General features: G+C 36.0%; 11 protein-coding genes. All 11 read left to right on the forward strand.

Features of this window, described 5'->3' with window-relative positions:
• A partial coding sequence (locus DDE80_RS04640; protein ID WP_486624544.1) for a restriction endonuclease subunit S domain-containing protein occupies nucleotides 1-904 on the forward strand: 904 nt, incomplete at its 5' end.
• Nucleotides 905-929: 25 nt separating this feature from the next.
• A complete protein-coding gene (locus tag DDE80_RS15580) occupies nucleotides 930-1,052 on the forward strand; it encodes a hypothetical protein (protein ID WP_282432381.1) in 123 nt (40 codons plus the stop codon).
• A 32-nt stretch (nucleotides 1,053-1,084) separates the two neighbouring features.
• A complete protein-coding gene (locus DDE80_RS04645; protein WP_108306521.1) occupies nucleotides 1,085-2,647 on the forward strand; it encodes an SIR2 family protein in 1,563 nt (520 codons plus the stop codon).
• A 298-nt stretch (nucleotides 2,648-2,945) separates the two neighbouring features.
• Nucleotides 2,946-6,287 carry a DEAD/DEAH box helicase family protein gene (locus DDE80_RS04650; RefSeq protein ID WP_427901796.1) on the forward strand — a complete coding sequence of 1,114 codons (3,342 nt, stop codon included), beginning with the start codon at nucleotides 2,946-2,948 and terminating at the stop codon, nucleotides 6,285-6,287.
• A gap of 290 nt (nucleotides 6,288-6,577) precedes the next feature.
• Nucleotides 6,578-7,033, forward strand: coding sequence for a helix-turn-helix domain-containing protein (locus DDE80_RS04655; RefSeq protein WP_108306523.1), 456 nt, complete (start codon nucleotides 6,578-6,580; stop codon nucleotides 7,031-7,033).
• A gap of 308 nt (nucleotides 7,034-7,341) precedes the next feature.
• The gene (locus tag DDE80_RS04660; protein WP_108306524.1) at nucleotides 7,342-7,731 is read left to right on the forward strand and encodes a helix-turn-helix domain-containing protein; all 390 of its coding nucleotides are present in this window, start codon (nucleotides 7,342-7,344) and stop codon (nucleotides 7,729-7,731) included.
• Nucleotides 7,731-8,606, forward strand: a complete 876-nt coding sequence (locus tag DDE80_RS04665; protein WP_108306525.1) for a DUF3800 domain-containing protein — start codon at nucleotides 7,731-7,733, stop codon at nucleotides 8,604-8,606. The genes DDE80_RS04660 and DDE80_RS04665 overlap by 1 nt, the downstream gene beginning before the upstream one ends.
• A gap of 650 nt (nucleotides 8,607-9,256) precedes the next feature.
• The gene (locus tag DDE80_RS04670; RefSeq protein ID WP_235612277.1) at nucleotides 9,257-9,706 is read left to right on the forward strand and encodes a hypothetical protein; all 450 of its coding nucleotides are present in this window, start codon (nucleotides 9,257-9,259) and stop codon (nucleotides 9,704-9,706) included.
• Nucleotides 9,707-10,120, forward strand: coding sequence for a recombinase family protein (locus DDE80_RS04675; protein ID WP_000510187.1), 414 nt, complete (start codon nucleotides 9,707-9,709; stop codon nucleotides 10,118-10,120). It begins immediately after the preceding gene.
• 3 nt (nucleotides 10,121-10,123) lie between these two features.
• Nucleotides 10,124-11,695 carry a recombinase family protein gene (locus DDE80_RS04680; protein ID WP_024400882.1) on the forward strand — a complete coding sequence of 524 codons (1,572 nt, stop codon included), beginning with the start codon at nucleotides 10,124-10,126 and terminating at the stop codon, nucleotides 11,693-11,695.
• 143 nt (nucleotides 11,696-11,838) lie between these two features.
• A complete protein-coding gene (locus tag DDE80_RS04685; protein WP_000567889.1) occupies nucleotides 11,839-12,084 on the forward strand; it encodes a single-stranded DNA-binding protein in 246 nt (81 codons plus the stop codon).
• Nucleotides 12,085-12,098 lie beyond the last annotated feature (14 nt).

The following is a 12,098-nucleotide window of genomic DNA, read 5'->3' on the forward strand; positions in this document are numbered from 1 at the left end:
TTATGTCTATATTTTACCAAATTCTTTGGCTAAAGCCAACCGAAATTCATCTCCCACCTACTCATTGGTGCTATTCGCACCTTCACACTCCTTGAGGTTGGGAGACTTCTTTCGGAAAGTCGTTAAAGTGGATATTCCAGATATTGAGCAACAACAGCGGATTGTATCTATTCTAGATAGCTGTATAAGTTTAAAACGAAAACGTCAATCCCAAATAACAGCATTAGATGAATTAACAAAAAGTTTGTTTTTAGAGATGTTTGGTGATCCAAGGATAAATCCTAGAGCATGGGATACAAAAAATTTGACTCAAATAGTTGTAAAAGATAAGAGAGCAATAAAGAGGGGACCTTTTGGCGGAGCGTTAAAAAAAGAAATTTTTGTTGATAGTGGATATTTAGTGTATGAACAATATCATGCGATAAATGATGACTTTACAGTAAACAGATATTTCATTACAGAAGAAAAATATAATGAATTAGAAGCATTTCGAGTAATGCCGGGTGATTTAATAGTGAGTTGCTCAGGGGTAACATTAGGAAGAATTGCTGAAATCCCTGCAAATGCACAAGAAGGAATAATCAATCAAGCATTATTAAAACTTACTTTAGATACAAATGTAATGAATAAGGAATTTTTTAAATTTGTTTTTAGAAGTGAACATATTCAATCGATTTTATTTAGCGTGAGTAGAGGAAGTGGAGTTCCAAATTTGCCTTCAATGTCAGTAATGAAGCAGATAGAGTTTTTATGTCCTCCAATTCAGATGCAGAATATTTTCGAGGAAAAAATCTCTTATATTAATATTGAAATTTTCAAATTGAAAGAATCTTTAATTGAAATGGAAAATCTATATAATTCACTTCTTCAAAAAGCCTTCAAAGGCGAATTATTCCAAGATTAATCCTATTATAAGGAGCTGATGACTATTGACCTTTGATTTTCTAAAAGATAAACAAACCTTCAGTAGCTTCTCTAATGCCTGCATCGAGGCGGAGCGTGCGATGCAAATTAGTCCTTCCACGGTTGCGATTTTGTCGCGCCGTGTGTAAGGTAAGTTTCAAAGAAAGGTTGGTGTAAACAGATGTTAAAAATTGACGATGTTGTGCAAAAGTTTGATGCGACACCGATTCTTTTTGTAGGTTCGGGCTTATCGCGTAGATATTTAAATTTACCAGATTGGAAAGGTTTGCTCGAGCATTTTGCGACTATTATTAATCAAGATGATTTTGCCTACAGTGCTTATGAAAATAAAGCGAAGACGTTAGACGTTAAAGCCGGAATCATGCCAAAAGTTGCTGAACTTATTCAAAAGGACTTTGATGAGAAATGGTTTACAGATCCTTTGATTAGAACAGTCGAAGGAGATATGTTAGAACAAATTAAACGAAACGGATTATCACCATTTAAAGCAGAAATAGCTGCGTTGATTCAAAAGAAAACAATTGTAAATCCAGATTATTCAGTAGAAATTAGTAAGCTTGCTCAAATTTCTGAAAAGAGTATTGCAGGTGTTATTACGACAAATTATGACTCATTTCTTGAAGATACATTCAATGGATTCACAAAATATGTCGGACAGTCGCAATTAATCTTTTCGGCAATTCATGGCATTGCTGAAATTTATAAAATTCACGGTTCTGTTGAAAAGCCGGAAAGTATTGTTATTAACGAAAATGACTACGCACTATTTGAACAGAAAAGTGCCTATTTAGCGGCAAAGTTGATGACTATTTTTATGGAGTACCCGATTGTTTTTCTTGGTTATTCTATTAGCGATACGAATATTCAAAACATCTTGAAGGCAATCGTTGATATTTTAGATGAGGAACAAGTGTCTATGCTAGAAAATCGATTTGTATTTGTTGAATACTTACCAGATGCTGTTGGAGCAGAGGTAAGCCCATTTACAATTATGATTGATAATAAGCCTCTAATAATGAAAAAAATCGTCCTTTCAGATTTTATGTTGCTATATAATGCGCTTGGCAAAAAGAAAACAAAGCTACCAGTTAAAATTTTACGTCGGTTTAAAGAAGAACTCTATAATTACACAATTACAAATATGCCAACTACCAATTTACGTGTAGCTGCGTTAGATGATACACGAGTAGACGATGAAGAATTAGTACTAGCAATTGGAAAAGTGTCGGATTTAGGATTAAAAGGGCTAAAAGGAATTGATGGGAATGAATGGTATCGTGATATCGTATTAGGTGATTTAGAGTTTACGGCAGATGAAATGTTAGAATATGCATTTCCCAAGGTTTTAAAGCAAAACTCTGGTAGGCTACCGATTCATAAATATTTAGCTGAATCAACAAAGGATTTTCCAGAGTGTAAGGAATTAGCCGAAAAGTTGAATTTTGATACAATCATCTCACCTTCAATTAAAAAGCAGAGAAAAAGTCGTGGGGAATACATATCCGTAAAACAAATATGGAATCAGGAAAAGGCTTCCTTAGAACGTGCTACAAGGTTAATTGCATATCTTGAAGAGGAACAAATTGAAGTGAGCGCGCTTGAAGAAGTACTTAAAGAAATTTTCTCGGAAGATGTCAATGCACTTCAAAACGTAAAATCAGCAGTAAGAACAAATATTAGAAGACTTATTTCGATATATGATTATTTGAAGTGGGGCAAATAAAAAGAGCTTCCTGACTCAAGCATTTGTAAACAAACACCGTACAGGAAACCCCTTTTCAACTTTACACACCTAACAGACTTAGCATTTATAAATAAACACCTATCTGATCAGCATGGAATTACCGATTGAGTAATTGAAGTCTGTACATACAAAATGTAAATACAGTTTGTATGTACATCTTATAAAAAAACAGCGTTATTGTAAACAGATAAATGGATGTATATTTCACTAGGTCTTTTACATGTGTATAATTGGATAATAAAGTATTTAATGGATGACCTTATGTGAAAGGGATGTGATTACATTGAACTTTGGTTTTTTAAAAGATAAACAGCTTTTTAATAGTTTCTCAAATGCCTGCATCGAAGCGGAGCGTGCGATGCAAATTAGTCCTTCCACGGTTGCGATTCTTTCGCGCCGTGCGTTGGAACTCGCTGTTAAATGGGTGTATCAATTTGATAATGATGTGAAAATTCCTTACCAAGACAATTTATCGAGCCTCATTCATGATCGACATTTTTTAAGCATTATTGATGAACAATTACTTCCGATGATGAAGTACGTGGTGAAGCTTGGAAATGCAGCAGTACATACAAATGTGGCAATTACACGAGATGAAGCGGTGTTGTCATTACATAATTTACATCAGTTTGTCTCTTGGATTGATTATTGCTATGCAGAGGAATATACAGCAACGGATTTTGATGAAAGCATATTATACGATGCGGAATATAAACGTGAGCGTCCGGAAGAGCTAAACAATTTATACGAAAAATTGAGCGAAAAGGACAAGTCGCTTGAAGAACTTCGTAAGCAAAATGAAGCACTACGTATGCAGTTAACGGCTAACCGTGTGGAATCGCAAAATCATTATAACTTTGAAGTCGAAACGATTTCTGAATTTGAAACTCGTAAGCGTTATATCGATTTAGATTTAAAGTTAGCTAGTTGGGAAATGGATAAAAATGTCGATGTAGAGCTTCCGATTGCAGGAATGCCAAACGTTTCAGGGGAAGGGTTTATCGACTATGTACTGCGTGGTACGAACGGCAAAATTTTAGCTATCGTGGAAGCGAAGCGTACATCACGCGATCCAAAGGAAGGACGTAATCAAGCGAGATTATATGCGGATTGTGTGGAACAGGCACAAGGTATTCGTCCGATTATTTTCTATACGAATGGTTTTGAAACGTATATTTGGCATGACGAGTACGCAGCTCGTCGTGTGTCAGGCTTCTACACGCAAGATGAACTTCAGTTATTAATTGACCGCCGCAAGATGAAAAAACCACTGACGAATATTGTTATTAATGATGACATTACAAATCGTTATTACCAAAAAGAAGCGATTCTTGCCGTTTGCGATTCGTTTAGCAATAATCAACGGAAAGCGCTACTTGTCATGGCGACAGGCAGTGGGAAAACACGTACAGCGATTTCATTAGTCGATGTGTTAACGAAGCATCATTGGATTAAAAACGTGCTATTTTTAGCTGACCGTACGTCACTTGTAAAGCAAGCGTTTCGTAATTTTAATACGTTACTACCAACTTTATCACTGTGCAATATGCTTGAGAAAAAGTCCGATCCAGAGGCGGCGCGTATGGTGTTTTCCACGTATCCAACAATGATGAATGCGATCGATGAAGTGAAAAGCAAGACGGGCGAACGTTTATTTACAGTCGGTCATTTTGATTTAATCATTATTGATGAATCACACCGTTCGATTTATCAAAAGTATAAAAGTATTTTTGATTATTTTGATGGGATGCTCGTTGGTTTGACTGCAACACCAAAGGACGAGCTTGATAAAAATACGTACACAATTTTCGATTTAGAAAACGGTGTCCCGACGTACGCTTATGAATTATCGAAGGCGGTAGAAGATGGTTATCTTGTCGACTATCGCACCCGCGAAACGACGTTAAAAATTTTAGATGACGGTATTCGTTACGATGATTTATCGAAGGAAGAGCAAGAGGAATTCGATGAAATTTTCGAGGACGAGCCACAAGTAAAAGATATCGATAGTTCGGCTATTAACCAATTCGTGTTTAATAAAGATACGATTGATCGAGTACTAAGCGATTTAATGGAACAAGGGTTAAAAGTTGAAGGTGGCGACAAGTTAGGGAAAACAATACTTTTCGCTAAGAATCATAAACATGCGATGGCCATCAAAGAGCGTTTTGATTTAAAGTTCCCTGAGTGTGGTGGCAACTTTGCGGAAGTGATCGATTATAGTGTGGAGTATTACCAATCACTCATTGATGATTTCTCTGATCCAACGAAGATGCCACAAATCGCGATTTCGGTGGATATGTTGGATACAGGAATCGATGTGCCGAACGTCTTAAATCTTGTTTTCTTTAAAAAAGTGCGTTCAAAAACAAAGTTCTGGCAAATGATTGGTCGCGGTACACGTTTGCGCGAAAATTTATTTGGCCCAGGTGAGGATAAGGAGTATTTTTTAATTTTTGATTATTTACGCAACTTCGAGTATTTCCGTGTAAATGAGCGCGGCGATGAAACGAAAATTACGCAATCGTTAACGGAACGACTATTTAATACGAAGGTTGATATTGTACGTGAATTACAAGCAATGCAATATCAAGAACAGCCGTTCATCGTGTATCGTGAAAAGTTATTGAATGAAATTTTAGCGGATGTGCGAGCATTAAATGATGAAAATTTCCGTGTGCGTCAATATTTGCAGTACGTGCATAAATATCAAAATGCGGACAGTTGGCAGGCATTATCGGTTGTGCAAACGAATGAAATAAAAGAAAATGTCTCGCCATTAATTGTTCCGATTGAGGATGACGAGCTGGCAAAACGTTTTGACTTGTTGATGTTAACGATTGAGTTAGCGAACTTGCAATCGAACAATGCAACGAAGCCAATTCGGAAAGTCGTAGATACAGCAGAAGCATTAGCGAAGCTTGGGACAATTCCACAAGTATTAGCGCAGCGTGATGTCATTGAAGAAGTTCGTACGACAGAGTTTTGGGAGCGAGCGAACATTGCAGATTTAGAACGTGTCCGTGTGGCTTTACGTGATTTAATTCGCTATATTGAACGCTCAAATCAAAAAATCTACTATACGAACTTCCAAGACGAAGTGATGATGGTTGCGGAAAATGCATCGATGTTAAACGTAAACGACCTAAAGAGCTATCGGAAAAAGGTCGAGCATTATTTAAAGGAAAACCAAAACGCCGACAATCTAGCCATTTACAAGCTGCGTAACAATAAGCCGTTAACGAAGCAGGATGTTGAATATTTAGAGCGCGTGTTATGGCAAGAACTTGGCTCTAAGGAACAGTACGAAAAGGACTACGGCGACACGCCGGTCACAAAATTAGTCCGCAAAATCGTCGGCCTCGACCGCCAAGCAGCAGTCGAAGCGTTCTCGGAATTCATCACAGCCGAAAATCTAAACTTACAACAAACCAACTTCGTCGAATTAATTATCGATTACATCGTGAAAAACGGCACACTCGAACGCCAAGCTTTACAGCAAGACCCGTTTACTTCGCTAGGTGGCATTACGGTTGTCTTCAAAGACCAATTGCCGAAAGCTAGGAGTGTGTTGGCGATTATTGATCGGATTAACAGGAACCCGGAGGATATATCGTAATTATATTTTGAGAGAACTAAAGTGAATTTATTGGGAATTGAATAAATTATACTATGATTATCATATAGAAACGAACTATATGGAGCCTTCAAATTTTGAAGGTTTGAAATATAGTTCGTTTTTAGTTTTAATATATCTGTCCTTTTCAATTATTTTGTTTAGAGATTAAAAACATGATAATTTGACAATAATAGTATTTGGTAATAACATTAAATATATTCACAGTGTTTTTAATAGTTTGTGAATTGTATTTACAATGTTGTGATATTAAAAGATAGGTTGTGGATAAAATGAATGTTAAAGAAACTGCGGAATTATTAGGTGTTCATGTTAATACAATCTATAATTATATTTCTACTGGTATAATAGAGGCAAATAAAAAAAATGGTTCATGGTTTATACCAGAAAATGAAGTCCTTAAAATAAAAAGGCAGCAGATCATTTCCCCTAAATTAGTTATTGATAGTACAAATATTTTGTTGAATGTCGTAGAAAGTAAATTAAAAGTTAAAGAACAAGAAATTGAATTATTAAAAGGAATAACAAAGTTCAAAGTATATGAAGATTATCTGAAGTTAGAAAATGTATATAAAACTTTGATAGATATAAAATCAGAATGGTATGGGAAAATAAATGATAGCGAAGTGGATTTTAATGAAGAGTTGATACTTAAATCAAAGCTAGATGAGGAAAGTGTCATAAACTTGTATGAGAAATTTTGGATAAACAAAAAACCTCAAGAATAAATTCTTGAGGCTATCTATTCCTTCGGTGCAGAGAACGGGACTATGAGGATTCACAGTATATTTTCGTCTGCACTTTACAGATCAAAAAAATAAGAAAACATTAATTCCTACACTTCAATAGATTGACTATACTTAAAAAAGCATATTGCATTCCAGTGGTTCGTAAGATTTTGGTTTTCTTATTCCCAATAATACCTTCAATAAAGCTGAATGTCAAATTGACACATAGGGTACGTATAGTTAGTTAGAAATTTCATTCGATTATTTTGTGAAATGAATCCAAAGACCTATCTGAGAGGTTGGAAGTAATGAAAAATAATAAGAATCAATTAACCGAAACTTGTAAAGAAAACTTTAAAATTTGGAAGAAAAATTCCTTTGAAAATGATGGTTTTTTTCCTATATTCAATGGGTTTAAAGAAGAGTTTTATTTAAGAGAAATATCTGGTAATGCCTTTAAGCTTTATGTGTATTTAGGTCTACACACTAAAAATGAAACTGGAGAGACTTGGGTTAGTATAAAATCAATGAGTGAATATTTTAAATGTACGGAGAGAAGCATAAGTAATTGGTTAAAAGAACTCGAGGAAAGAAAGTTAATATATAGAAAGCAATTAGAGTTTAATGGACCAGCATACACCTATTTATTGCCATATGCGCAAAGTTCTCTACACAAAAAAACGGAGGAAACACTGTAATGACATTAAACACATATACCCTGTATTTAGATGAAATTCAAGCAAATCCACCCTTTCAATACTTTTGTTTAGCAGGCGTGGTAATAAAGGATTCAGAGTACAACGAAATTAAAACACAAATAAATAAAATTAAAATTGATATTTTTGGAGATGAAAACGTGATACTACATGAGGCTGATATTCGTACGCCTAAAAATATTACTAAAACAGATCCTATGTCAATATTAATTAAAAATACAATGAGTAAAGGGAAAAATAAAAAGAAGTATTTTGATAAGGTAGTAGAGTTTTTTAAAGCAAATGAATTTACTGTTCTATCGGCTTCCTTACATCAAAATAACGTAGCTCAAACATATCCGGGACATAGGGATAAATATTTTATGGCATTACAGATTATTATGGAGAACTTCACTCATTTTTTAATTGAAAATAGAGCCAAGGGTAAAATTGTGATTGAATCACGAATGAGTGAAAGTGACACCAACCTTGATGATCAATTATATACCCATTTTACTCAATTGCGATGTATAACAGGCACCTTATTCTATGAATCTAGTGTTATATCGAAGTATATCAGAAGTATTACATTCATTGAAAAGAGTAAAAATGAGATTGGATTACAAATTGCTGATATGATTCCTAATGCATTAAATAGGCATTTAAGTAGTTATAGACAAGCTACCGAGGGATTGTACGAAGAAATTGAATCGAAGACTTATTGTGGAAATCGTTCAAATATTAAAAGGTTTGGGCAGAAAGTTTTAGTTAAAAGCGTTGATCTTTTAAAAATGAGTGCGGATGTAATAGAGGACAAAGTCAAAAGTGGAGAAATAAAAACCCAAGAACAAGTAGCTGTTATAAGTGGTAAAGATTAATAGGTTTATAAAATTGGTTAAGAATTTATAAAGTTATAAAACGTAATCAAAGGTGATTCTACCACATCTTTAAAAATTTTCTGTCCACGCTCAGCACTCATGGCACTGCGAGGCAGTTGCTTGGCTGACGTTAGCAATGTAACCCTGCAAAATAAACGTCCGATTTAAAACAAGCTTTTCCGATTTCTCCGCCCCAATTTTGGAATAAAGATTTCGTAAAAAGCTCGAAAAAAGCCTGGAAACCCCTCCGCCACAACAACTGGAAAAAGATTGGGTTCGGAAATCTTTATTAAAAACTGAGAAAAACGTGAACAAAATGGGAAAAAAAGCGTGAAAAACGATCAAAACATGAAATAAAAAGGGTGAAAATCGGGTTTTGTCGGAAGACTTTATTTTAAAAGGGAACGAAGGAATGCGGGGTGGCGGGGTGTGTTTTCGGAAGTTTATTTAATAAAGGGACATAGTAGGAATGAAAAACGGGAAAAAGTTGAATCTTTTTCTCGTTTTTAAGGTTTAAGGGAAAAGGAAAAGTTTGAATGACTTTTGGATCCTCTTTTTGGGATTGAGGAGAAAATAGTCGTGATGCTGTTTTCGGGAGTTGAAATGACTTACAATATTTTATAGGAAGAAGATAAAGGGGTGGACAGACAATGAAGTCAGTGTGGGTGATTTTTTCTTTGGATAAGGAAGTCATATTTCCAAATTTCTTTCTAATCGGGGCTTATTCGTTGAAAGAGGAAGCGGAAAAACAAATAGCGGTATTGCCCAATGGACAAACGTATCGTCAGATGCTGACAGGTCTAATGGCCAAAGGATATCTGGAACCTGCTCTGTTTAATAAAGAAAAGAATTCACTGGAAGCAGAAAGAGAAAGGATTCTTGTCGAAAAGAATCAACTTACTCGTTCCGTCAATGGGAATTTTACAAAAGTTGAAGAGGTTGACCGTCTGCTTAAGTTTGCCACTAAGTCCAAAATGCTCACAGCTTATGAGGATGAGTTGTTTGAAGATTACGTAGAGAGGATTATTGTCTTTTCACGGGAGGAAGTAGGTTTTGAATTAAAATGTGGAATCACATTGAAGGAAAGGTTGGTGAATTAGATGGGTCACACACCCTATGGATATAGAATTGAAGATGGAAAAGCTGTTGTGGATGAAAAGACTTCTGAGCAGGTAAAAGAATTATTTTCCGGATACTTGGCAGGCCTTTCTTTGAAGGAAGCTGCTAAAAAAGCTGGGATAGATTGTTATCATGCCACAGCAGGTAAGATGTTGCAGAACAAGCACTACCTAGGCGATGAATTTTACCCTCCCATTATTGATGAGGAGACATTTGAAAAAGCCAGAGAAGAAAAACGAAAACGAGCAGAAAAGCTCGGGAGGATAAGGGAACCTAAAGATGAACCGAAAACGGATTACCCTGTAAAGTTCAAAGCAAAACCTCTGGTGCAAAAATATGAAGACCCATACAAGCAGGCGGAATATGCCTACAGTTTGATAGAAAGTGAGGTGTAACAAGTGGCAGTGAGTAGAAATGTCACAGTGATTCCGGCAATTAAACGAGTCGGAAATAATAAAACTAGTGAGAGCAAACCCAAAATACGAGTGGCTGCTTACTGTCGTGTTTCAACGGATAGTGAGGAGCAGGCTTCAAGTTATGAAATTCAGATTGAACATTATACAAACTATATTAAGAAAAACAAGGAATGGGAATTGGCAGGGATTTTTGCGGATGATGGTATCACAGGTACAAATACCAAAAAGCGTGAAGAGTTCAACCGCATGATTGAGGAATGTATGGCAGGAAAAATAGACATGATCATTACAAAATCCATCAGCCGATTTGCCAGAAACACGTTAGACTGCCTTAAATACATCCGTCAGTTAAAAGATAAAAACATCGCTGTATTCTTTGAAAAAGAAAATATCAACACCATGGATTCCAAGGGTGAAATTATGCTGACTATTATGGCTTCCCTTGCCCAACAGGAAAGCCAATCCTTAAGTCAGAACGTTAAGCTGGGCATTCAGTATCGATATCAACAAGGTGAAGTCCAGGTCAACCATAAGCGTTTCCTTGGATACACCAAGGATGAAAACAAGCAACTAGTCATCGACCCCGAGGGTGCAGAGGTTGTTAAACGGATTTATAGAGAGTACCTTGAAGGAGCTAGTCTTTTACAAATATCAAGAGGACTAGAAGCAGACGGTATTCTTACAGCGGCAGGCAAAGCCAAATGGAGACCAGAAACACTAAAAAAGATATTGCAGAATGAAAAGTACATCGGTGATGCCCTTCTACAAAAGACATATACGGTTGATTTCCTTTCTAAAAAGCGGGTCAAGAATAACGGCATCGTTCCCCAGTATTATGTAGAAAACAGCCATGAGCCGATTATTCCAAGGGAGCTTTTTATGCAAGTTCAAGAAGAGATGGTTCGAAGAGCAAATCTTCGTGGCCGCAAAGGCGGTAAAAAGCGAGTCTATAGCAGCAAGTATGCTTTATCGAGTATTGTTTACTGCGGACACTGCGGCGATATTTACCGACGGGTACATTGGAATAACAGAGGCTACAAGTCTATTGTTTGGAGATGTGTTAGCCGATTGGAGGAAAAAGGGTCTGAATGCACTGCTCCTACCATAAACGAGGAAACATTGCAGACAGCAGTGGTCAAGGCTATTAACGAGCTTTTGGCTAACAAAGAACCCTTCCTCTCAACCTTGCAGAAAAACATAGCTACTGTATTTAATGAAGAAAATGATAATGCCACCGATGATATTGATGGCAAATTGGAAGAATTACAACAACAGCTCCTTATACAAGCAAAATCCAAGAATGACTATGAAGATGTGGCTGATGAAATTTACCGCCTTCGAGAATTGAAGCAAAATGCACTTGCAGAGAATGCAGAGCGTGAAGGAAAAAGGCAACGAATCGCTGAAATGACTGATTTCTTAAATGAACAATCCTGCGAGTTGGAGGAATATGATGAGCAATTAGTAAGGCGGCTTATTGAAAAAGTTACGGTATTTGATGATAAGCTCACTGTTGAATTTAAATCAGGTGTTGAAATAGATATTGAGATATAGGATATCAGAAATGGCGACCAATTGAGAGGTGTTACTTCCTTGATTGGTGGCTTTTCTTATTTACGGATTGACTTTGACTGTGAATATACGTATAATAATATCAACAATGTTGTTGATATTATTATTAATAAGGAGTGGACAACATGATTGATGTAAATGAGCTATTGGAAGAAGCTATTAGAGAAACTGAAAATCTAAATGATGGCGAAGTTTTTCTTGTTAAAGATTTATTCAAGGGATATGTGTGGAATAGGATACCCAGAAAGGATCGACTTCTGCTTGGAACGTTATTTTTAAACCATGTTAGCAAAATGAATGGTAATTTAAAGGCTATTGAAAAGACTTCATCTAATCAGCAGAGGTATAAAAAGACAATTGATAAGTTTTAACTATCTTTTGTGAA

This window comes from Metalysinibacillus jejuensis, assembly GCF_003057615.1.
GTDB lineage: Bacteria > Bacillota > Bacilli > Bacillales_A > Planococcaceae > Metalysinibacillus > Metalysinibacillus jejuensis.

What these genes read in the sequence shown, in the direction of transcription:
- DDE80_RS04660 (WP_108306524.1), top strand. Translation starts at nt 7,342, where the DNA reads ATGAAAAATAATAAGAATCAATTAACCGAAACTTGTAAAGAAAACTTT.
- DDE80_RS04665 (WP_108306525.1), top strand. Translation starts at nt 7,731, where the DNA reads ATGACATTAAACACATATACCCTGTATTTAGATGAAATTCAAGCAAAT.
- DDE80_RS04685 (WP_000567889.1), top strand. Translation starts at nt 11,839, where the DNA reads ATGATTGATGTAAATGAGCTATTGGAAGAAGCTATTAGAGAAACTGAA.
- DDE80_RS04645 (WP_108306521.1), top strand. Translation starts at nt 1,085, where the DNA reads ATGTTAAAAATTGACGATGTTGTGCAAAAGTTTGATGCGACACCGATT.
- DDE80_RS04670 (WP_235612277.1), top strand. Translation starts at nt 9,257, where the DNA reads ATGAAGTCAGTGTGGGTGATTTTTTCTTTGGATAAGGAAGTCATATTT.
- DDE80_RS04675 (WP_000510187.1), top strand. Translation starts at nt 9,707, where the DNA reads ATGGGTCACACACCCTATGGATATAGAATTGAAGATGGAAAAGCTGTT.
- DDE80_RS04655 (WP_108306523.1), top strand. Translation starts at nt 6,578, where the DNA reads ATGAATGTTAAAGAAACTGCGGAATTATTAGGTGTTCATGTTAATACA.